The organism is Lacticaseibacillus jixianensis (genome assembly GCF_003946485.1).
Lineage (GTDB): Bacteria > Bacillota > Bacilli > Lactobacillales > Lactobacillaceae > Lacticaseibacillus > Lacticaseibacillus jixianensis.
Genome location: NZ_RHOJ01000007.1, coordinates 31,236 through 51,991 on the forward strand (window position 1 = coordinate 31,236; position 20,756 = coordinate 51,991).

Consider the following 20,756-nt stretch of genomic DNA (forward strand, 5'->3'; position numbering starts at 1 on the left):
ACATGCAAGAATATGACGTCATCGTGATTGGCGGCGGCCCGGGCGGCTTGGCCGCGGCCTACCCACTGGCCCAGGCCGGCAAGAAGGTCCTGGTGGTCGAGCGCGATTTGTGGGGCGGCACGTGCCCGAATTACGGCTGTGACCCCAAGAAGATGCTGTACAGTGCCGTGCAGGCGAAAAGCTACGCGGCGCGCATGACCAATGCCGGTTTGAACGGGATCCCTGACATTAATTGGCCCAACTTGATGGACTTTAAGCGGCGATACACAATCAAGGTCCCGGCGGGCACGCGCGGCGGAGTGACCAAAGCGGGCATGACAGCGGTCGATGGCGTCGCCCGATTTGTCGATGACCGCACCATTATCGTGAACACGGAATATTACCGTGGCCAGGATATCATCATCGCCACAGGGGTCCAACCCGTGGTGCCGCAGATCAAGGGGCACAATCTGATCAAGACCAGTCGTGAATTTCTGGATATGGATCAGCTGCCGCAGCGTATTGCTTTTATCGGGGCGGGCTACGTCAGTATGGAGCTGGCGAACATTGCGGCCTCAGCCGGCGCGGATGTGCATGTGATCATGCATGGCGATCGGGCACTGCGCGCTTTTCCCACCGCTGCGGTCAGTGCGCTGCAAACGGCGATGGTCGCTAAGCGCATCCACTTCCACGAAAACGTTGAGCTGAGCCGTGCTGAGGAACTGCCGAACGGCGTGCGCCTCACCGCGCCGGGCTTCACGCTGGACGTGCAGCGGGTGTTTGCCGCAATGGGCCGGCTGCCCGATCAGGCGCTGACCCTTGCACGCGGGCACATCCAAGCGGGCACGCGCGGCATCCCCGTTAACGAGTTTATGCAAACCAATGATCCCCACGTCTATGCCATCGGGGACGTTGTGAACAAGAAGCAGCCAAAGCTGACGCCGGTGGCCGGGTTTGAAGGGCGCTACGTTGCCGAACACCTGTTGGGCAACCAGCAGCCGATCCAATATCCGGTGATCCCGACCACGGTATACGGCGCGCTTGAGGTCTCTCAGGTCGGGGTCTCCCCGGATGCTGCGGCAGATGACGAGCGCTATCAGGTGAAGGCGGCAGAGGTGACGCACTGGTACACCTATAACCGGACGCAGGAATCATTCGCCTCGGTGACGGTCGTTGAAGAAAAGGCCACTGGGCGCATCGCCGGCGCCGTTGTCGTGGCCAGTGGCGCGGAATCGTTGGTGAATCTCCTGACCATGGCGATCAACACCAAGACCCCGACGGCGGAGGTGCTGCGCATGGTGTTTGCTTATCCCAGCGCAGCCAGTGATCTCAGCTATCTGCTGTAAGTGCCGGTTTAACTTTCCTTCTGGCCGTGCTATCATCAAACTATATTCGCGTCGATGCGGGTGATGAGTAGCTGAAAAAAGGCGTTCAGGAAGCTGGCGGTACTGGAAAGCCGGTCGCGTTTCTCAGTGAATTGGCTCACCCAAGACGCCCGGTGGGTGCGCCTTAAGCCGTTCGAGTGTGCCAGCTCAGGCTGGTGAAATTAGGTGGTACCGCGCGCAGCCGTCCTATGTCAATGACATGGGAGGGCTTTTTTTCAAGGTGCGCAGACCAGCGCACTTAGCCCGACAGCCAGCCTAGGTCTGAGCTTTGCCTGCGCAGCAGGTGAAGCGCAGACCGTAGCTGGATGCTCGGGCGTTGCTGGTCGAAGCCCAGTTAGAAGGCCTGCAGACCAGCGCGCTTAGCCCGACAGCCAGCTACGCCCACCACCTCGCCGCCAGAAAGCGGCGCCAAGGCGGTAGGCTAGGCTGCCTGTTCCCCTAAACCCACGCGCCCTACGCAGCCTATTCAGTCGCGCTTCGAGCGCGCAACGGGGAAGCAGCCAGCTACGCCCACCACCTCGTCGCCAAAAAGCGGCGCCAAGGCGGTGGGCTAGGCTACCTGTTCCCCTAAACCCACGCGCCCTACGCAGCCTATTATTAGATGGAGGAAAACACAATGGCAAAAAAAGTAATTCTCACCGGTGATCGGCCGACCGGTCGGCTGCACATCGGTCACTACATTGGTTCACTGAAAAACCGCGTGGCCCTGCAAAATTCTGGTGATTACGACACGTTTATCATGATCGCCGACACGCAGGCGCTGACCGACAATGCACGGGACCCAGAAAAGATTCGCAACTCCTTGATGGAAGTGGCCCTGGACTACCTTGCCGTGGGTATTGATCCCGCCAAGTCGACCATTCTGATTCAAAGCGGCGTTCCGGCGCTGACCGAACTGACCATGTACTACCTTGACCTCGTGACCGTGGCGCGGCTGGACCGCAACCCCACTGTGAAGACCGAGATCAAGCAGAAGGACTTTGGCGCGTCCGTGCCGGCCGGCTTTTTGATCTATCCTGTTAGCCAGGCGGCGGACATCACGGCCTTCAAGGCGGACACGGTGCCGGTTGGCGACGACCAGGAACCGATGCTCGAGCAGACCCGCGAGATCGTCCGAACGTTCAACCGGACCTACAACCGGGACGTGCTGGTCGAACCAGAGGGGTATTTCCCGCCGAAGGGCCGCGGCCGGCTGCCAGGCATCGATGGCAACGCGAAGATGAGCAAGTCGCTGAACAACGGGATCTACCTCGCCGACGACGCGAAGACGGTGCAAAAGAAGATCATGTCCATGTACACTGATCCCGACCACATTCACGTGGAAGACCCGGGTAAGGTCGAAGGCAATGTGGTGTTCACCTACCTGGATATTTTCGACCCGGACAAGAAGCAGGTGGCCTCGCTCAAAGACCAGTACCAGCGCGGCGGCCTGGGTGACGTCAAGCTCAAGCGCTACCTCATTGAAGTGATGGAGCAGGTGCTGGCGCCGATCCGGACGCGCCGGGCGCAGTACGCTGAGGACATGGGTCAGGTGCAAGAGATGCTGATCGCTGGCACTAAGCACGCGAATGAAGTCGCAAATCAGACCCTGGATGAGGTCCGGGATGCGATCGGCTTTAACTATTTTAAATAGTCCCTCAATCTTAGGGCTGATGTCGCCGTGTTGAAACATGTTACACTAGGCGTATCAACCCGTTTTTTATCCTAACGATTGAAGGAGAACGCGATGGAAAAGAAAAAATTCAGTCCGCTGGCGATCACAGGGATCGTCATCGGCGTCGTGGCGCTGATTGTCGCGATATACAGTATCAGTACTTACAACTCCCTGCAAAAACAGAATCAGGCCGTAGAGGCGCAGTGGAGTCAGGTCGAAAACGTGATGCAACGGCGCGCCGATTTGGTGCCGAATCTGGTCAGTGCGGTCAAGGGTTCAATGAAGCACGAGGACAAGATTTTTGGCACGATCGCAAAGGCCCGCGAGAACTACAACAAGGCCAACACGACCACGGCGAAGGCGAAGGCCGACGACCAGCTGAACAGCAGTGTCGGCACCTTGGTTTCCGTCATCCAGGAGAGCTACCCGCAGTTGGCGTCCAACGCGAACGTGCAGACGCTGATGACGCAGCTGGAAGGCTCTGAGAACCGGATCTCGGTTGAACGCAAGCGGTACATTGACGGTGTGCGTGATTACAACCAGAGTGTGGTGACGTTCCCCAAGAACCTGTTTGCTTCAATGATGGGCTTAGGCCAGAAGCCAACCTTTAAGGCTGATCCAGGCGCAAGCGAAGTGCCGAAGGTAGACCTCGGCGATTAGGAGGTTAGCCATGAAAAAACGCTGGCTTAGCGTTTTATTCTTGTTGCCCCTGATGCTGATTTTTGCCCGCGCCACGCCGGTGCAGGCGGTCAGCTATCCAGATAAGCCCACCGGCGGCACTTACTACACCGATGAGCTGAACCTGCTGGCGCCGAAGACCCAGCAGCTAATTGACGACAAGAATCACGTCTGGGAGCAAACTAAGCAGCAACCTGCCGTTGCAGTTGCCGTGATCAAGTCCTCTGGCGGTGAAGACCTGGGTGAGTATGCGCCCGCTTTGTTCAGCCGCTGGGGCGTCGGGCAAAAGGCCAGCGATAACGGGGTCCTGCTGGTGTACGCCGACAACGACGGGGCGCAAAACCTGTTCATCGAGGTGGGCTATGGCCTGGAGGGTAACCTGCCAGACGCCACGGCTGGCCGCATTCTGCAGGCTAACAAGGCGAAGATCAAATCTAAGGATCCCGCCAAGGTCAACCAAGGGCTGCGCAATGTGTTCAACGCGGTTGCCACCATCATTGATAAGAAGTACAAGTTCAAAACCGACAAGAACGCGGTGACGGCTAGCCAGTTGGCCGAGTACCAAGGCCAGGATGAAGAAGATGACGGCGGCGGTAATGTGCTGGGCGGCATTTTCGGTGTTCTGATCACGGTGGCTGTGCTCGCGATGCTGTTCAGCGGGGGTAATAATCACCGCGGCGGCCGCGGCGGTGGTGGCTCGGGCTTTTGGCTCTGGTGGCTGCTCGGGGATCTGCTGTCCAGCTCGAATCGCGATGACCACTGGGGCGGCGGCAGCGGCTTTGGCGGCGGCGGTGGTTTCGGTGGCGGCTCCGGCGGCGGGTTTGGCGGCGGCTCCTCTGGCGGCGGCGGCGCTGGTATCTAATTGAATCGGAGCAACGGCAGACGGCTTTCAGTCTGCCGTTATTTTTATGGCGAAAAATGTGACGGAATTATATCAAGTGCGCTGACCCCCTTTCGCTTCTGAATAATTGTGCTACAGTGATTCAAGTGTCTGATTGACGCAGAGGAGGGCATACATGCACACGCTTACGAAGGGTAATCCCATCAAGTTAATTTTCTTTTTCACCATTCCACTTTTGATTGGGAATATTTTCCAACAGCTATATAGCTTCATGGATGCCCTGATCGTTGGCCGCACCATTGGCAAGGATGCGCTGGCCGCTGTCGGGGCAACGGGGTCGGTCAACTTTCTGATCATCGGGTTCGCTCAGGGCCTGACTGCCGGGCTTTCGGTGCTGACGGCGCAGGCCTATGGCGCCCGCGACGAGCGCGGGGTCCGCAAGAGTTTTGGGGTGTCAATTTGGATCTGTGTTGCGATTGCCTTGGTGTTGACCGTCGGGGCCGCCGCGCTGACACGGCCAATTCTGGTGGCGATGCAGACCCCGCCAGCGATCCTGGAGGACTCAGTCGCCTTCCTACGCGTTATCTTCTACGGGATCATTGCCTCGATGGCCTTTAACCTGCTCAGCAACATGATGCGGGCGCTGGGCGACTCGCGCACGCCGCTGATCTTCCTGATCATTGCCACCGTGATCAACATCGTCCTTGAGTTCACCTTTATCCTCGGCTTTCACTGGGGAGTTCCCGGGGCGGCTTGGGCGACGGTGACCGCACAGTTGATCTCGGCGGTTCTGTGCTGGGGTTACATTAAAATGCGGGTGCCACTGCTCAACATTAGCAAGAATGATCTGGTCATCGACTGGGCGGAGATCAAGCACCATTTGATTGTCGGGATGCCAATGGGGTTTTCGATGTCGATCATTGCCATCGGCTCGATCATTCTGCAGGTCATGCTGAACACACTGGGGACCGATGCCGTAGCGGCATACACCGCCGCGGGCCGGATCGATCAGCTGGCCACGCTGCCGGCGTCGTCATTTGGGGTCTCGATGGCGACCTATGCGGCCCAGAACCTGGGGGCACGCGAGTACGGCCGGATCCGACGCGGCGTGCGGCAGACGCTGCTGCTCAACGTTGGGATTTCAGCGGTCTTGGGGGCGTTGATCATTATCTTCTCCAAGCCACTGGTCAACCTGTTCTTGGGCCCAAATCAGCCCGCCGTCACCGCCTTGGCGCAGATCTACTTCAAGTACAACGCCAGCATGTACTGGTTGCTCGCGGTGCTCTTCACGATGCGCAACCTGCTTCAAGGGCTTGGTCACACGCTGGTGCCGACTGTTGCAGGGCTGTTTGAGCTCATGATGCGCGCGTTTGCCGGCATCGTCCTTGTCGCCCACCTCGGGTTCACTGGGGCGTCAATGGCCAACCCGCTGGCCTGGATCGGGTCCGTCTTTGTTTTGGTCAACATGTACGTGCGGACCATGCGCAAGATTCGGCAGAAGGAGGACGCCCAAGCACAAGCCCAGCAAAGGAGCCTGCCGGATGAAAAAGCCGAGTAAAAAGGCCGGACTGCTTAAATTCAGCCTCAAATGGGGGGCCTGCGTGGTGGCCGTGGTGGCCGCGACGTTCTTGGTGCAACTCATTTTGGGGCTGTTTTTTGCTAACGCGCGCGTTGCCGGTGAGTCGATGGCCGAGACGTTGCGGCCGGGCGACCGGCTGGTGGTCAGTCGCAACGCTCAGGTCCGGCGGTTTGCCATCGTGACTTTTGCCAGCCCCGAAGACCCCGGCCATGAGTACATCAAACGGGTCATTGGCCTGCCCGGGGACACAGTAATGGTGCGCAAAGACGTGCTTTACATCAACGGCAAGCGGGTGGCAGAACCGTTCCTGAAAGCCGCTTTTGTCCGCCGGGCGGTGGCCCTTGAAGCGGCGCAAAAAGGAACGGTCGGCAGCGGTCCGGCGTTTACCAGCAGCTTCTCGCTGCCCACGCTGAAGGCGACCGCCGCCCAGCGGGTGCCGACCGGGCATTACTTTGTGCTCGGCGATAACCGGCCCGTCTCGTATGACAGCCGCCGGTTCGGGTTCATTAAGCAAAGCGCCGTGGTCGGCGTGGTGAAGTGGCGGTACTGGCCGCTGAATCGCCAGACGCTTTTCTAGGCTGAGGGAGAGCCGTCCCTGTTCGTCGCGGCGTGGTGAGCGCGATGGGCAGGGACGTTTTGGCGTCACTGAGGGTGATGCTGGGCCCGGTATTTGCGCGGTGAACAACCAGCCAATTGGCTGAAGGCCTTCGAAAAGGAAAACGGATTTTGATAGCCGACCGCGTGGGCGATGACTTGAATCGGGTAGCTTGTTTCTAATAACAGTTGCGTGGCGCGCTGGATGCGGTAGCTCTTAATATATTGCTGCGGCGACTGCCCCACATGCCTGACGAAGAGGCGATGCAGGTAGGTACGATCGATGTGCAACGAAGCAGCGATTTCCTTAACCGAAATTTGCTCACTGTAGTTATTGGCGATGAAAAAAAGGGCAGTCTCGAGTACTTCTTTCTGGTCTAGGCTGGTTCTGACCTCTGTGCTGGGGTAGGTGGAACTGAGCTGATAAAGAAACTCGTAAAGCTTGCCCGTCATGAGTAAGTTGCGGTTGCGACTGGTGTGAGAAGCTGCGATCACGGCTTGAGCGGCGCTGATCACTGCGCCCGTTTGAGCGAACTCAAAGATGGGGTGGGCGTTATTCAACGTCGTGGTCTGCAGGTAGCGCCCGGCGGACCGGCCGGAAAACCCGATCCATAAGTACGTCCACGGCTGGTGATGGTCGGCTTGGAACCGAATGAGCGTGTGCGGCTCGATGATAAAGCCTTGGCCGCTGTGCAATGCGTAAAACTGATTGCGAACGGTATAGCTGCCCTCGCCGGCTAAGACAAAGTAAACCATATAACCGCTGCGGACGGTCGGGCCATACGCATGGTCTGGTTCGCAGCGCTCGCTCCCACAGGTATAGACGTTAATATCCAAGTTACTGTTACGGTTCAGGCTAGAAAAGTCATCGATTCGGTTTGCTTCATAATTTGTCGACATTTGGACAGGTTACCTCAACATTCTACTATTTTGTTAGGGCTTACACGCCGCTATCATAACCCTTGTAAATCGATTTACAAAATTCAGTTTGATTTTTGCTATCATCAAGCCCAAGGAGGCGTGAATCACATGAGTTTGCAAGATACAATGAATGAGAAAGTGTTGCCCCTGGCGACCAAGTTCTCACAAAATAAGTTTCTCATGAGTATCCGAGATGGGTTCATGGTGGCGTTCCCTGCTACTATGTTCGCATCCATCATGATCATCATCCAGAATTTACCGACTACTTTTGGCTTTGCGCAGTACATGCCAAAAGCCGTCACCGACTTCTTAAACAATTTTCTTGGCCCAGTTTCTAACGCGACCATGAATATTACCTCGTTGTTTGTTGTCTTTGGGGTGGCCTACCACTTGGCTGGCCACTACCATGCGACCAAGTTATACGCTGGCGGGATCGCGCTGTCGGCGTTTGTCATGCTCCTGCCAATCACCAGCACCAAGGCGGGTTCTTTCATTGATATTAATCTCCTGGGGTCAAAAGGGATGTTTGTTGCCCTGCTGACAGGGGTCTTCTCGACCATTATTTACGCTAAGCTTGAGAATGCCAATATTACGATCAAGATGCCAGAATCTGTTCCACCGGCAATTGCCCAGTCCTTCGTTGCCGTCATTCCTGGTTCGGCAGCGCTGTTGACCTTCACGCTCATCCGCTGGCTGTTTACCTTCACCCAATGGGGCAACGCCTTTGACTTCATTTATGATGTGTTGCAGGTCCCGATTCAAGGGCTTGGTGCCACCTTGCCAGCGACCCTCGTGGTGCTCTTCTTCTCCCAGTTCCTGTGGTGGTTTGGGATTCACGGGACACTGCTGGTCAACTCAGTCGTCTCACCAATTTATGCGGCCTTGGATATCCAGAACTTTAATGCCTACCAGGCCGGCAAGACGATTCCTCACATCATCTGCTCAACTTTTGCTGGCAGTTTTGAAACTTCCGGGATGATCCTCGGAATTTCGCTGGCCGGGCTTTACATTGCGCGTTCCTCACGCTTAAAGCACACCATGGAGCTGACTTCGGTGCCGTCTATTTTCAACATCAGTGAGCCCATGACTTTTGGGGTGCCAATGGTCCTGAACGCAACGATCTTCCTGCCATGGATCGTCGTGCCACTGATCATGACCACGATTTCCTACTTCGCCTTTGCCACTGGGCTGGTCCCATACCCGACTGGCGCGACGGTTGTTTGGTCTACCCCGATCATTCTGCAAGGCTGGCTTGCCACCGGTTCTTGGCGCGGCGGGCTGCTTCAGATCGTCATTGTCGTCGTTTCTACGCTGATCTGGATCCCGTTCCTGAAGGTGCTGGATAAGCAGTACCTGAACGAAGAAAAAGCGCAGGCTCAAAAAGAGGCTGAGAGCGCAGCAACTGAGCAATAGGCACTGAATTGGAGGGATCATGATGGCCAAAACAATGGCTTACACTTATGAAATGGCTCAGCCGGTGGCTGCGGTTTACGCGACCATCATGGCCTCGCAGTTGGCGTACTTCAACAGTCGCAATGCAGGCATTCATGAGCTGGCAGTGGGGACCGCTGTGACCACGACCCTTCGAACAAAGACCGATAAAGCCCCAGTGGCAGCCATGATGACAGTGACCGCACTGATCCCGGAGCGGACCTTTACCCTGAAGGTCAGTTACGCTGCAGGTGAGATCACGACGACTTATCAACTGAGCCCCACTGCACGGGGAACGAAAGTGACCTACAGTGAGACCAATACTTTCAAGAAACGCAACTTTGAACGCAGTTTCTCTTGGGTCGGCTGGGCTTACACGCTGCTTTATCGGCATAATATTAAAAAAAGAATGCAGTGGATCGAACAGTCTGCTGCCGGTGAAAGCAAAGTAGGTGATTCCAACGACGCTGCAAATATTTGATGAGAAGTATTTCCACCTGAGTAATGATCAGGTCAGCTATGTCATCGATGTGCTCCCGAATGGGCAGCTTGGTCATTTGTACTTCGGGCCTCGGCTTGATTTGGATGAGACGCAGTTAGATGCGCTGGCGGCACCGGTCAGCAAATCGGGTGGCACCGTAAAGTTCAGTGCCACGGATCACCAATTCAGCCTCGCTGACACCATGCAGGAATTGCCGGTCTATGGGACGACCGATTATCGGCAGGGCAGCTTAGCACTGAAGGCAGACCAAATGCCGCTTTATCCGGACTTGAAATACCAGTCCTACTCGGTGACAGCCAGCAAGCCTCGTGACTTGGCTAACCCTGGTGCGTTTGGCGAACACGCCGACGGGCTGGCCATCACGTTAGTCGACCAGACCTGGGCGATCAAAGTGGTCTTGCACTATGTCCTGTTTCCAGATGCGGCGGCGGTGGTGCGGTGGGTCACGGTCTCAAATGACGCGGCGCGGACGTACACCCTGACGCGGTGTCTGAGTGCGTCCTTGGACTTACCCGATGCTGACTATTCGTTTCTCCATCTATCGGGGAACTGGGCCCGTGAACGGCAGGTCCAAACCCAGTCGCTTGCGCAAGGTACGGTCGCCGTTGAATCACTTCATGGCGCTTCCAGTCACCAGCAAAACCCATTTGTTGCGCTAGTGGCCCAACCTGGGACGCTGCGCAGCGGCAGTGCCTACGGGGTCAATCTGATCTACTCTGGCAATTTCCTCGCTTCCGCCGAAGTGAATGAGTGGCAGCAGACCCGGCTGATGAGCGGCATCCATCCTTCGCAATTCGAGTGGCAGTTAGAGCCACATAGCAGTTTTACCTCTCCGGAGGCAGTTCTGCTGTACTCTGACCGAGGGGTCAACGGCCTGGCCCAGCAAGCGGCAAACTTCACGAATCGTCATATTATTGCGCCATACTGGCAGGGTCGGCCGCGGCCAATCGTGGTGAACAGCTGGGAAGCCGCCTACTTTGACCTTGATACCGACCATTTGCTTGCGCTTGCCAAGCGCGGAAAGCAAATCGGCATCGATTGCTTTGTCCTGGACGATGGCTGGTTCGGCCGCCGCGATGCAGATGACTCGTCATTGGGGGACTGGTCGGTGGACCGGCGTAAGTTTCCCCGCGGGCTCAAAGCTTTTGCGGACGCGATCCACCAAACCGGCCTGCAGTTCGGGTTGTGGTTTGAACCTGAGATGGTGTCGCCGGGGACGACCATGATCAAGCAGCACCCTGATTGGGTCGTTGGCCCGCCGCAAGGCCGCCGCTCGATCGGCCGGCATCAGTATGTCCTCGATTTCGCCAATCCGGCGGTGGTTGACAACGTGTTCGCCCAGATGATGAAAGTGATTGATGAAACCCAACTCGATTACATCAAGTGGGACATGAATCGTGACATCACGGAAGCGTACTCGGCATATCTGGCTGCCGCTGGGCGGCCGCAAGGTGAGTTTTTCCACCGGTACATCCGCGGGGTTTATGCCCTTTATGCGAAGCTCTTAAAGGCGCGGCCTCATCTGCTGATCGAGGGCTGTGCTGGCGGCGGTGGCCGCTTTGATCTCGGTATCCTATTTTACTCGCCGCAAGTCTGGGTATCGGATGACAGCGATGCCGTGGAACGGCTAAAGATTCAGCTGGGCACGAGCCTGGGCTACCCGCTCAGTGCGATGAGTAATCACGTGACCAGCGTCCCGAATGGTCAGGTCGGACGCACTACGCCGCTTTCGATGCGGTATCATGTCGCAACGTTCGGCGTCCTGGGCTACGAGCTGGACCTGATGAAACTGAGCACAGAGGAGTTGGCAGCACTCAAGGCGCAAGTCGACCAGTACCGGCAAGAGCAGCAATTGGTGCTGAACGGACAGTTTGAACTTTTGCCACCGACGCTCGATAATCAGAATGAGTACGCGTGGGCAGTCGTCAACGTCAATTGCTCTGAGGCACTAGTGGGGTTCTTCCGGGTCTTGGCAACACCGGGGCAAACCGTGGCGGATCGGCTGAAATTGCCGTTTCTGGATCCCGCAAAGCGCTATCGCATTGCCGGACAAACCACCGTTTTTGCCGAAAGTGTGCTGCGGCACGTCGGGGTCCCGCTGCCGGTTCAATTTAACGGTGTCAATGCTGACACCGCAAAATTTAGCGGCGACTATCAGTCGTGCCTATTGCACCTGATCGCCGTCTAAGGACAGCCGCCGCGTTTGGCGGCTGTTTTATTAACAGGGAGGAATAACGAGTAATGAATTTCAATGTCGATGAAAAATTGCTGCATGGCGGCGACTACAACCCAGATCAGTGGCTGGATTATCCAGACATCATCGATCAGGATTTTGCCTTAATGAAAAAGGCGCACATCAATACCATTACTTTGGGCGTCTTTGCTTGGTCGGCGCTCGAGCCGGAAGAAGGCCACTTTGACTTTTCCTGGATGGACGATATTTTTGCCCGCATGAACCAGCTTGGCGGCAATGTGATTTTGGCAACGCCCAGTGGCGCGCGGCCGCAATGGCTCAGCGAGAAATATCCAGAGGTCAATCGCGTCGACGAGCGGCTCCAGCGGCATACCCACGGATTTCGCCACGATCATTGCTATTCCAGCCCGGTCTATCGCGCCAAGGTGAAATTGATCAACACCAAATTGGCCGAGCGTTACGGGCAAAATCCGGCCTTGGCGATGTGGCACGTGTCCAACGAGTATTCAGGGGAGTGCTTTTGCGATTTATGTGAAGCCAACTGGCAGCGTTGGCTGCAGGCTAAGTACCATACACTGAAGGCCCTGAATGACGCTTGGCTCACGAGTTTTTGGGGTGGGACGTACTCTTCTTGGCATCAGATCAAAGTGCCCAGTCAACTGGCTTCAACCAAAATCCACGGGATGGCGCTTGACTGGCGGCGGTTTAACACGGCAATCACGATCGATTTCTTTGACGCCGAAGTGGCCCCACTGCGCGCCGCCAATGCGGCAGTGCCGGTGACCACGAACTTCATGGCTGAAGGCCCGGGCCACGACTTTATCCCGCTTCAGGGCCTCGATTACGGCGCGTTTGCCAAGCACGTTGACCTCGTCTCTTGGGACAGCTACCCACAGTGGAACAATGATTATGAACCACTGGCCGAAACGGCAATGAAGACCGCGTTCGTTCACGACACCTTTTATGGTTTGAAAGAGCAGCCGTTCTTGGTGATGGAGTCTGCCCCGTCGCGCGTGAATACGCCAGTAGCTAAGCTGAAGCGACCCGGGGTCCATGCGTTAGCGTCTTTCCAGCAGATCGCCCATGGTTCGGAAGGCTCACTTTACTTCCAGATTCGCGCCGCCCGCGCCAACTCTGAGAAGTTTCACGGGGCCGTGATCGGCCATGATGGTAGTGACGACACCCGGGTCTTCAAGGAAGTGGCAGCTTACGGGGCGCGGCTTTCAGCCTTGGCTGGGCTGCGCAAGGCGAAACGGCAGGCCAAAGTGGGGATCGTGTACGATTGGGATGTGCTTTGGGCGCAGCATCGTGAAGCGGCGTTCGGGCGGGACCGCAAGCGCTACTTTCAGACGCTTGAAGATCATTACGCCTATTTCTGGCAACATGACATTCCGGTCACCTTGGTCCCGGTCGACCACGATTTCAGGCAGTATGATCTCGTGATTGCCCCGATGCTGTACCTCATGCGCCCGGAGCTGATGACGCGGTTGCGCGCTTACGTGAGCCAGGGGGGGACCCTAGTGGCAACCTACTTTACTGGCATTGTGGACGAACATGATTCGGTTTACCTTGGCGGCTGGCCGGCGCCTCTTCAGGAGACCTTTGGCATCAAGTTGGGGGAGTTCGACTCGGTGTATCCTGACGAACATAATCACGTTGATTTCGCCGGGCAACAGTTTGAAACTCACGACTACAATCAGCTGATCGAGCCGGTGGATGCAGAGGTGTTGGGCCGTTATCAGGATGATTTCTATGCGGGTAGCCCAGCCATCACCCGGCACCGTTTTGGGCAAGGCACTGCGTATTATATTGGCCCGCGCACCAAACGGGATCTGCTGAACGTACTGTATGCATCACTACCGGTGGTCCAGGCCGAACTGGCCCGCCTGGTGGCCAAGCCCAATCCCGCAGTTTCCATCCAAAGCCGGGTGGGTCAAGGTGAGAGGACTTACTTCATCATGAATTTCAGCAGTTGCCCTCAGACCATCTCCCTTGCGCGGCCGCTGATCGATTGCGAAAGCCACGGGCCACTGCTTGGTCAGTTGGTCTTGACCCCTTACCGAGTCGTTATCGCAAAGGAGCGTGCCTAGCGTGGAAAAAGACGGGATCTTATTCCATAACGTGGCCCGGATCCGCGCCACTAAGGCCGGTCCCTTGCTCGACCGGGTGCCGGCGGCGGTCTTTGCGGGCTTAGACGAACCGGCTACGCATACGTCATCCGATGCCAGCGGCGTTGAGCTGCGTTTTGTCATGCAGGCGCCTACGGTCAAATTGACCCTCAGTGTGGAGGCGGCCGCAGAGGCCCAGGTGGCCTACATTCGGTACGGCAGCTTCCCTGGCACTTGGGCGGCGGCGAATCGGATCTTGACGACGGTACCAACGCCGGTCACCATTTCGGCGCCGGCCAACCTGAAGCGGCTGCAAGAAGTCGCACGCGCGGCGAACCTGGCGTTTGATCCGGCTGTGGTCCGCATTTGTTTGCCGTACTGCCGCACCTATTACTGGGGAGCGACCGGTGCAATATCTGTTCCGCGGGCCCAGCAGATGCCCAAACAGACGTACCTGGCCTATGGCTCTTCCATCACGCACGGTTCGCTGGCGCTCAATCCGTTGGCCACTTATCCCCAGTTGATTGCTGACCGGTTTCAGGCAGATCTGTTGAACTTCGGTTTTCCGGGTTCTGCCTGGCTGGAGCCGGCGCTGGCAGATTACTTGGCGGCCCGGCAGGACTGGACGTTTGCCTCTTTAGAGCTTGGCATCAATATGCTTGACGCGTTCTCGCCGGCCGCTTTTCGCGCGCGGGTCCGCCGCTTTATCGCGCCGTTTGCGGCCGACCCACGGCCCGTGGTCGCCACCGATATGGTGGTGACAGATTATCCCGCCGCCCCGGAAAAGGTCAGGGCCTTTAGGCAGATCGTCCAGGAGGAATGTCAAGGCAAGCTCCCGTATGTCAGCGGCCTTCAGCTGCTGGCCCAGTTGACCGACTTGAGCTCCGACCTGCTGCATCCGACGGCGGTGGGAATGGCCAAAATTGCGCGTCGGCTCGGTGATTTCATGATCGCCAGCGGCAGTGTGGCAGGTCCCTCGCCGAACCAAGTGTGAGCCAAAAGGGGGCGAGGGTGTTTCCTCACGCCACGACCAGTAAACAAGCACCCCTGCATTGCGATTGAGTAGAATCGCAGCGCAGGGGTGCTTGCATTTTAGGTAAAATCCGTTCAGTGGTTTCTGCTGGCAGGCAATTAGGACATCAAGGCAGATCATTGCCCGCGGCGAGGTAGACATCGTACCACTCCTGGCGAGACAAGGTGATGTCTCCGGCCTCAGCGATGTCAGCAATGCGCTTGGCGTTGGTCGTGCCAGCAATGACCTGGGTGCCAGGGACGCGGATCAACCAGGCCGCCGCGATTGCGCTAGAGTTGGTGTGGTACTGGTCGGCCAGCTCCTGGAGTTTGGCATTGAGCTTCGGGAACTTCGGGTTGTCAATGAAGGGGCCGCCGAAGAAGCCGGCCTGGAACGGGCTCCAGGCCTGGATGGTCATATCGTGGAGCTGCGAATACTCAAGAAGGGAGCCGTCATGGTCAACAGAGCGGTCGTCCGTCATGTTCACGTGGATACCGTTGTCGATCATGCCAGTGTGGGTGACGGCAAACTGAAGTTGATTAGCCACCAGCGGCTGCTTTACCGCTTTTTTCAGCAGTTCGATCTGCATTGGATTGCAGTTGGAAACCCCAAAGTGGCGGACTTTGCCGGCGGCCTGCAGATCGTTGAACGCTTCAGCGACTTCGGCGGGCTCCATCAAGGCGTCTGGACGGTGCAGCAGAAGGACGTCCAAGTAGTCCAAGCCAAGGCGCTTCAAGGAGCCATCCACGGCGGCCTCGATGTGCTGCTTGGAAAAGTCGTAGCGCTGACCAGGTACGATGCCGACCTTGCTTTGGACGATCACATCGTCGCGCGAAAAGTTGGCGTTTTTCAGCGCCTGGCCGAACAGGGTCTCCGCCTTACCGCCGTCGTAGATATCGGCGTTATCAAAAAAGTTGACGCCAGCGTCGTGGGCGCTTTCGATCAGCTTGGTCGCATCAGCCACGTCCAGCTTGGTGATCCGCATGACGCCCAGCGCCACTGCGGACACAGAGACGCCGACATTGCCGAGATTCAAATGCTTCATATCGTAATTCCTCCTTCAGTGATCGTGCAGTATGGGTGCACACCAATTCTTCTTCACATTAGCACACCCAGGTGGGTTTTGAAAGCTGTTACATGTGGGCTATTGCCATTCGCAGAACCGGTTGACCATGCTATGATGGGGGATAAAAGGAGGGGTTTGATCATGGCAGCATCTGAACGCGGGTTTGTCGTCATCGGTGCCCAATTTGTCTTTTTCAGTATTACCGACCTGCGCACGCTCAAGGAAGTGGAGCGGGGCGCCTACCCAGTTTCGACCGGCGAGGATATTTTTGCCACTCACGAGATCGAACCCGAAACCGTCGATCAGCTGGCGGTGGCCCTCCGGACGATCGACCGCTTGATGAAGGACTACGGCGTTGCTCAAGTCAAAGTCGTGGGTAGCCACAGCTTTTTTGAGGCCGAAAACGCCCAATTTGTCCGCGATCAGCTCCTGAGTCGCACCGGCCTTACGGTGGCGATGCTGACCCTATCAGAGGAGTCGTTTTATCGCACGCAGGCGGTGCTGGGGAAGTTTCCGGACTTCGACAAGGTGACGAACAGCGGCACGGTCCTGATCGACATCTCCAGCGGCTCGGTGGAGCTGACGGCTTTTGCCGACGGCGATTTCGGCTTTTCGCGGAACCTTTCGCTGGGGCCCTTGCGCGTCTTCGAAGTGATGTCCGACTTGCAGCGGACGGTGCCGAACCCCGTCGAAGTGATGCGCGACTACATCGACTCACGGCTGGCCGATTTTATGCGGCTGCTGCCGAAGAACCAACACTACCCGCACGTCATCCTGATGGGGTCGGCCTTGTCGGTGTTTGGGGCGCTGATCCCCACCGGCCAAGGCACCGTCGAGATCGACCGGGAGGGCTTCAAGCTGCTGTACCGGGAGCTAACGCGCGCGTCCGATCAGTACCTGAGTGAGCACTACGAGCTGACCGCCAGTGAGACCTCGCAGGTGCTGCCAACGGTGCTCCTGGTTTACCGGCTGATCAAGAGCCTGAACTCAGAGGAGATCTGGATCTCGGATCTGAAGCTGCTGGACGGGCTGGAGGTCAGTGCGGCTTCGGCGTTCGGTTCGAAGGCGGTGGCCATCGATCCCGACCACGAGATCCTCATCTCTGCCCGCAACCTCGCCGATCGCTACATGGTCGACCCCAAGCACCGGGATTTCACGGTCAAGTACGCTTTGCAGCTGTTCGATCGGTTGAAAAAACTGCACGGACTGGGCAAGCGTGAACGATTGCTCCTGGAGATCGCGGCAACCGTCACGGACATTGGTGCGTACGTCGATACCCACAAACATTACGAGCACTCGGACTACATCATCCAGGCGTCAGAGCTGATTGGTCTGACGGCGCCGGAACAGCGGATGGTGGCGACCATCGCGCGTTACCATTCCAGCGACACCCCGCAGACCGACCTGTCTGACTTGACGGAATTCAACACCGCCCGGCGCCTGGTCATTGCCAAACTGGCGGCGCTGCTGCGGGTTGCGGATGCCCTGGACGCGTCTCGCCAGCAGAAGATCGAAAAGATCCGCGTTTCCCTGCAAGACGAGCGGGTCCTGTTAACGGCGACGGCAAACGATGATGTTGAACTGGAACGTTGGTCCCTGAACACGAAGGGTGAATTCTTCGCTGCTGTTTACGGGCTGCCAATTGAGCTGAAAGGAAAGACGCGGCTATGAGCAAGAATGAAATCAAGTCTGACGATCCTAAGCACTTTACCAACCGTGAGTTGAGCTGGCTGGCGTTCAATGACCGGGTGCTCGAAGAAGCCCGTGATAAGACCAACCCGCTGCTTGAACGGGTGCGGTTTCTGGCGATCACGCAAAGCAATTTGGACGAATTCTTCAACGTCCGGGTGGCGAGCCTGCGCAAAATGGTCGCGGTCGACTACCAAACGCCTGACGCCGCGGGGCTGACGCCGGTGCAGCAGCTTGCCGGGATCGCCAAGGACGCGCACGCGATGGTCGAAAAGCAGTATTCGACCTGGACGCGCTCCTTGATGCCGCGACTAGACGAACTGGATATTCACTTGCTGGGCATCGATCAGCTTTCGCAGCGGCAGGCGGACTTTTGCCGGGACTACTTTGACCAAGAATTGTACCCAGTCCTCACGCCGATGGGGGTCGACCCGACCCGGCCGTTTCCGTTTTTGGCGAATAACTCCTTAAATCTGGCCATCAGGCTCCAACGCCCGGAAGACGAGGGTAAAGACGACAAGGATGAGAAGAATCGCAGCTTTGCCATGGTGCAGGTCCCTGATGTCTTCCCGCGGGTCTTACGCTTGCCAGGCGGCGATAACGAGTTCATCCTGCTTGAGAACGTCATTCGCCAACACCTGGACGACTTGTTCGTCGGCGCCACGATTCGCGAGACGGCGCTGTTTCGGGTGACGCGCGACATGGACCTCGATGTGGCCGAAGAGGACGCATCCGATTTAATGAAGGAGATCCAGTCCCAGCTCAAAAAGCGCCAGCGCGGCAAAGTGATGCGGCTGGAAATCGATGCTGACATGAGCAAGTATCTGCGCAAGCGGCTGATCAAGGGCCTCGGGGTCGAAAAGGAAAGTGCGATTTACGCCATCAAGGGCCCAATTGATCTCAACGTGCTGTCCAAGCTGGTCAAGCAGGTGCGCGGGCACGCCGACTTGGTGTACCCGCCATTCAAGCCCTACCTTAATCAGCAGCTGGTTCAGGGCAACTTGTTTGACCAGATTCGGGATCACGATATCTTCATGCAGCATCCGTATGATTCCTTCACCCCGGTGGTTGAATTCATCCATCAGGCCGCGCTGGATCCGCAGGTGCTGGCCGTGAAAATGACCTTATACCGGGTCTCCTCCAAGTCACCGATTATTTCCTACCTGAAACTGGCCGCGCAAAATGGCAAGCAGGTGACGGTCCTAGTCGAGCTCAAAGCACGTTTTGATGAGGAAAATAACGTCCACTGGGCGCAGGAGCTGGAGCGCGCCGGCTGCCACGTGATCTACGGACTGGTTGGCCTGAAGACGCACAGTAAGCTGGCGCTGGTGGTGCGCCGCGATGAGGACGGGATTCGCCGCTACATGCACATGGCGACGGGGAACTACAACGACGTGACCGCCCGCGTTTACACCGACATGGGCCTTTTCACCGCGGACACCGAAATGGGCACGGACGCGTCGAACATTTTCAACATGCTTTCGGGCTTTTCCGAGCCGGCTTACTTTAACAAGCTGGTGATCGCGCCACTGGGGATCCGCGACTTTCTCAAGGAGCGGATCGCCGAAGAGATCGCCGAGGCGAAGGCGGGCCGGCCGGCCGTGATCCGGATGAAAATGAACTCCCTCTCGGACACGGACATGATTTTGGCGCTTTACAAAGCCTCTGCCGCAGGGGTTAAGATCGACCTGCTCGTGCGCGGGATCTGCAACCTCAAGGTGGGGATCCCCGGGGTGTCTGAGAACATCACGGTCCACTCGATCGTCGGCCGGTTCTTGGAGCACAGTCGGATCTACTACTTCTACGCTGGCGGGGCGGAGCACCTTTACTTGTCCTCTGCGGACCTGATGAAGCGCAACCTGTCGCGGCGCGTTGAGCTGCTGTTCCCAATCATGCAGGACGATATTCACGATCGGATCATCCAAATTTTCAACACCCTATGGGACGATAACGTGAAAACGCGGGTCTTGCAGGCTGACGATTCGTGGACGCGCGTCGACCGCCGCGGGGTCAACCCGCAAAATGCCCAGGAAACGTTCCTCGAGGAAGCAGCGGCGAAGACTGCCGCTCAGGCGGCACACAAGGAGCAAGCAGCACCGGTGGACCCGGCCAGCGCGCGTCACTTCACGCCGCTCACGGCGCCGCAAAGCCAGGAGGATGAGCGATGAATTACTATGCCGTGATCGACCTGGGCTCCAACTCAGCGCGGCTTTCAGTGTGGCCAATGACTACTGACGGGACGCCAAAGGAAGTGGTTAAGCTCAAGGAAATGGTTCGCCTGTCCGAGGAGATGGGGCCAGAGCGGACGTTGAAGGAGCCGGCGATGGTGCGCACCATCGCGGCGCTGAAGAAGTTTGCGACGGCCCTGCGCGCGTTTCACCCGCTAAAGCTGGACGTACTGGCAACGGCGGCGGCCCGCGGCGCTGCCAACCAGAAGGCCTTCCTGACTCGGGTCAAGGCGGAGACGGGCCTTGCAATTACTGTGATCTCCGGCAGCCGTGAGGCCGAGCTGGATTACCTGGGGGTCGTCAACACCCTGCCGATCCAAAATGCGCTGATCATGGACACCGGCGGGGGCTCGACAGAGCTGGCCCTGGTGCAAAGTCGCAAGCTGGCCCACCGCATTTCGCTGCCGGTGGGGGCGGTCAATTTGTCAGAGCGTTACCTGAGCGCAGACCGCGTTAAACCGGTGGAGCTGTTCAACCTCATTACCGATCTCTCAACAATGTTGAACGGGGTCTGGTGGCTGCGTAAGGCCCTGAACTTGCCAATCGTTGCCCTGGGCGGCTCTAACCGCACCCTCGCCAAGATTCAGCGCCGGCGTGAGGCGCTTGGCAACTACGAGGATATCCATGGCTACCGGATGTCGACGACTGCCGCCAATGCAATATACGCCGACGTCCTGGGCAAGGACCTGACGGCGCGCAAGGAGATCCCTGGGCTGGCGCGCGAACGGGCGGACATCATCATTGGCGGCCTGACCCCGGTGATCACAATGCTGCGCTACATCGACTGTGATCGGCTGATGTTTTCGCAAAATGGGCTGCGAGAAGGCGCACTGTATCAGTATCTGACCACCACCGAGAACTTTGCGGTGAACGAGCCTTAACCGATTGCCAAAGC

At 57.5% G+C, this 20,756-nt stretch carries 16 protein-coding genes; 14 read left to right on the forward strand and 2 right to left on the reverse strand.

Annotation, left to right across the window (positions count from 1 at the left end; genetic code table 11):
• The first annotated feature begins 2 nt into the window (after window positions 1-2).
• From EKM85_RS04655 to lepB, 6 genes are all read left to right on the forward strand, one after another.
• Complete coding sequence (locus EKM85_RS04655) at window positions 3-1,325, forward strand: dihydrolipoyl dehydrogenase family protein (protein ID WP_125585108.1); 1,323 nt, start codon at window positions 3-5, stop codon at window positions 1,323-1,325.
• A gap of 655 nt (window positions 1,326-1,980) precedes the next feature.
• Window positions 1,981-2,997, forward strand: coding sequence for a tryptophan--tRNA ligase (trpS, locus tag EKM85_RS04660; protein ID WP_125585109.1), 1,017 nt, complete (start codon window positions 1,981-1,983; stop codon window positions 2,995-2,997).
• A 93-nt stretch (window positions 2,998-3,090) separates the two neighbouring features.
• Window positions 3,091-3,678, forward strand: a complete 588-nt coding sequence (locus EKM85_RS04665; protein WP_125585110.1) for a LemA family protein — start codon at window positions 3,091-3,093, stop codon at window positions 3,676-3,678.
• Between the two features lie 10 nt (window positions 3,679-3,688).
• Window positions 3,689-4,558, forward strand: coding sequence for a TPM domain-containing protein (locus EKM85_RS11640; protein WP_191987291.1), 870 nt, complete (start codon window positions 3,689-3,691; stop codon window positions 4,556-4,558).
• A 154-nt stretch (window positions 4,559-4,712) separates the two neighbouring features.
• On the forward strand, window positions 4,713-6,095 hold the full coding sequence (locus EKM85_RS04675; protein ID WP_125585111.1) for an MATE family efflux transporter: 1,383 nt from the start codon (window positions 4,713-4,715) through the stop codon (window positions 6,093-6,095).
• On the forward strand, window positions 6,079-6,693 hold the full coding sequence (lepB, locus tag EKM85_RS04680; RefSeq protein ID WP_125585112.1) for a signal peptidase I: 615 nt from the start codon (window positions 6,079-6,081) through the stop codon (window positions 6,691-6,693). The genes EKM85_RS04675 and lepB overlap by 17 nt, the downstream gene beginning before the upstream one ends.
• Before the next feature lie 65 nt (window positions 6,694-6,758).
• On the opposite strand, the gene EKM85_RS04685 is transcribed toward lepB, so the two are convergent.
• On the reverse strand, window positions 6,759-7,610 hold the full coding sequence (locus EKM85_RS04685) for an AraC family transcriptional regulator (protein ID WP_125585113.1): 852 nt from the start codon (window positions 7,608-7,610) through the stop codon (window positions 6,759-6,761).
• Between the two features lie 129 nt (window positions 7,611-7,739).
• Between EKM85_RS04685 and EKM85_RS04690 the strand changes: the two genes are divergently transcribed.
• Genes EKM85_RS04690 through EKM85_RS04710 form a run of 5 tightly spaced genes read left to right on the forward strand, consistent with a single transcriptional unit; the run spans window position 7,740 to window position 14,860 of the window.
• The gene (locus EKM85_RS04690; protein ID WP_125585114.1) at window positions 7,740-9,044 is read left to right on the forward strand and encodes a PTS sugar transporter subunit IIC; all 1,305 of its coding nucleotides are present in this window, start codon (window positions 7,740-7,742) and stop codon (window positions 9,042-9,044) included.
• 22 nt (window positions 9,045-9,066) lie between these two features.
• Window positions 9,067-9,543 (forward strand): DUF3284 domain-containing protein, encoded by a 477-nt coding sequence (locus EKM85_RS04695; protein WP_164510662.1) that lies wholly within the window; start codon window positions 9,067-9,069, stop codon window positions 9,541-9,543.
• Window positions 9,515-11,752 carry an alpha-galactosidase gene (locus tag EKM85_RS04700; RefSeq protein ID WP_225418934.1) on the forward strand — a complete coding sequence of 746 codons (2,238 nt, stop codon included), beginning with the start codon at window positions 9,515-9,517 and terminating at the stop codon, window positions 11,750-11,752. The genes EKM85_RS04695 and EKM85_RS04700 overlap by 29 nt, the downstream gene beginning before the upstream one ends.
• 53 nt (window positions 11,753-11,805) lie before the next feature.
• A complete protein-coding gene (locus EKM85_RS04705; RefSeq protein ID WP_125585116.1) occupies window positions 11,806-13,848 on the forward strand; it encodes a beta-galactosidase in 2,043 nt (680 codons plus the stop codon).
• Between the two features lies 1 nt (window position 13,849).
• Complete coding sequence (locus EKM85_RS04710) at window positions 13,850-14,860, forward strand: GDSL-type esterase/lipase family protein (RefSeq protein ID WP_125585117.1); 1,011 nt, start codon at window positions 13,850-13,852, stop codon at window positions 14,858-14,860.
• A 145-nt stretch (window positions 14,861-15,005) separates the two neighbouring features.
• Here EKM85_RS04710 and EKM85_RS04715 read toward each other — a convergent pair whose 3' ends face one another.
• Window positions 15,006-15,923 (reverse strand): aldo/keto reductase, encoded by a 918-nt coding sequence (locus tag EKM85_RS04715; protein WP_125585118.1) that lies wholly within the window; start codon window positions 15,921-15,923, stop codon window positions 15,006-15,008.
• 162 nt (window positions 15,924-16,085) lie between these two features.
• On the opposite strand from EKM85_RS04715, the gene EKM85_RS04720 reads away from it, so the two are divergent.
• From EKM85_RS04720 to EKM85_RS04730, 3 genes are read left to right on the forward strand one after another with little or no spacing between them, the layout of a single operon-like run.
• Window positions 16,086-17,615: a Ppx/GppA phosphatase family protein gene (locus EKM85_RS04720; RefSeq protein ID WP_125585119.1), complete on the forward strand. Its 1,530-nt coding sequence runs from the start codon at window positions 16,086-16,088 to the stop codon at window positions 17,613-17,615.
• Window positions 17,612-19,801 carry an RNA degradosome polyphosphate kinase gene (locus tag EKM85_RS04725; protein ID WP_125585120.1) on the forward strand — a complete coding sequence of 730 codons (2,190 nt, stop codon included), beginning with the start codon at window positions 17,612-17,614 and terminating at the stop codon, window positions 19,799-19,801. Before EKM85_RS04720 ends, EKM85_RS04725 begins: the two co-directional genes overlap by 4 nt.
• Complete coding sequence (locus EKM85_RS04730) at window positions 19,798-20,742, forward strand: Ppx/GppA family phosphatase (RefSeq protein ID WP_125585121.1); 945 nt, start codon at window positions 19,798-19,800, stop codon at window positions 20,740-20,742. The genes EKM85_RS04725 and EKM85_RS04730 overlap by 4 nt, the downstream gene beginning before the upstream one ends.
• Window positions 20,743-20,756: the final 14 nt, after the last annotated feature.

What these genes read in the sequence shown, in the direction of transcription:
- EKM85_RS04655 (WP_125585108.1), top strand. Translation starts at nt 3, where the DNA reads ATGCAAGAATATGACGTCATCGTGATTGGCGGCGGCCCGGGCGGCTTG.
- EKM85_RS04665 (WP_125585110.1), top strand. Translation starts at nt 3,091, where the DNA reads ATGGAAAAGAAAAAATTCAGTCCGCTGGCGATCACAGGGATCGTCATC.
- EKM85_RS04715 (WP_125585118.1), bottom strand. Translation starts at nt 15,923, where the DNA reads ATGAAGCATTTGAATCTCGGCAATGTCGGCGTCTCTGTGTCCGCAGTG.
- trpS (WP_125585109.1), top strand. Translation starts at nt 1,981, where the DNA reads ATGGCAAAAAAAGTAATTCTCACCGGTGATCGGCCGACCGGTCGGCTG.
- EKM85_RS04690 (WP_125585114.1), top strand. Translation starts at nt 7,740, where the DNA reads ATGAGTTTGCAAGATACAATGAATGAGAAAGTGTTGCCCCTGGCGACC.
- EKM85_RS04725 (WP_125585120.1), top strand. Translation starts at nt 17,612, where the DNA reads ATGAGCAAGAATGAAATCAAGTCTGACGATCCTAAGCACTTTACCAAC.
- lepB (WP_125585112.1), top strand. Translation starts at nt 6,079, where the DNA reads ATGAAAAAGCCGAGTAAAAAGGCCGGACTGCTTAAATTCAGCCTCAAA.
- EKM85_RS04730 (WP_125585121.1), top strand. Translation starts at nt 19,798, where the DNA reads ATGAATTACTATGCCGTGATCGACCTGGGCTCCAACTCAGCGCGGCTT.
- EKM85_RS04705 (WP_125585116.1), top strand. Translation starts at nt 11,806, where the DNA reads ATGAATTTCAATGTCGATGAAAAATTGCTGCATGGCGGCGACTACAAC.
- EKM85_RS04685 (WP_125585113.1), bottom strand. Translation starts at nt 7,610, where the DNA reads ATGTCGACAAATTATGAAGCAAACCGAATCGATGACTTTTCTAGCCTG.
- EKM85_RS11640 (WP_191987291.1), top strand. Translation starts at nt 3,689, where the DNA reads ATGAAAAAACGCTGGCTTAGCGTTTTATTCTTGTTGCCCCTGATGCTG.
- EKM85_RS04720 (WP_125585119.1), top strand. Translation starts at nt 16,086, where the DNA reads ATGGCAGCATCTGAACGCGGGTTTGTCGTCATCGGTGCCCAATTTGTC.
- EKM85_RS04695 (WP_164510662.1), top strand. Translation starts at nt 9,067, where the DNA reads ATGGCCAAAACAATGGCTTACACTTATGAAATGGCTCAGCCGGTGGCT.
- EKM85_RS04675 (WP_125585111.1), top strand. Translation starts at nt 4,713, where the DNA reads ATGCACACGCTTACGAAGGGTAATCCCATCAAGTTAATTTTCTTTTTC.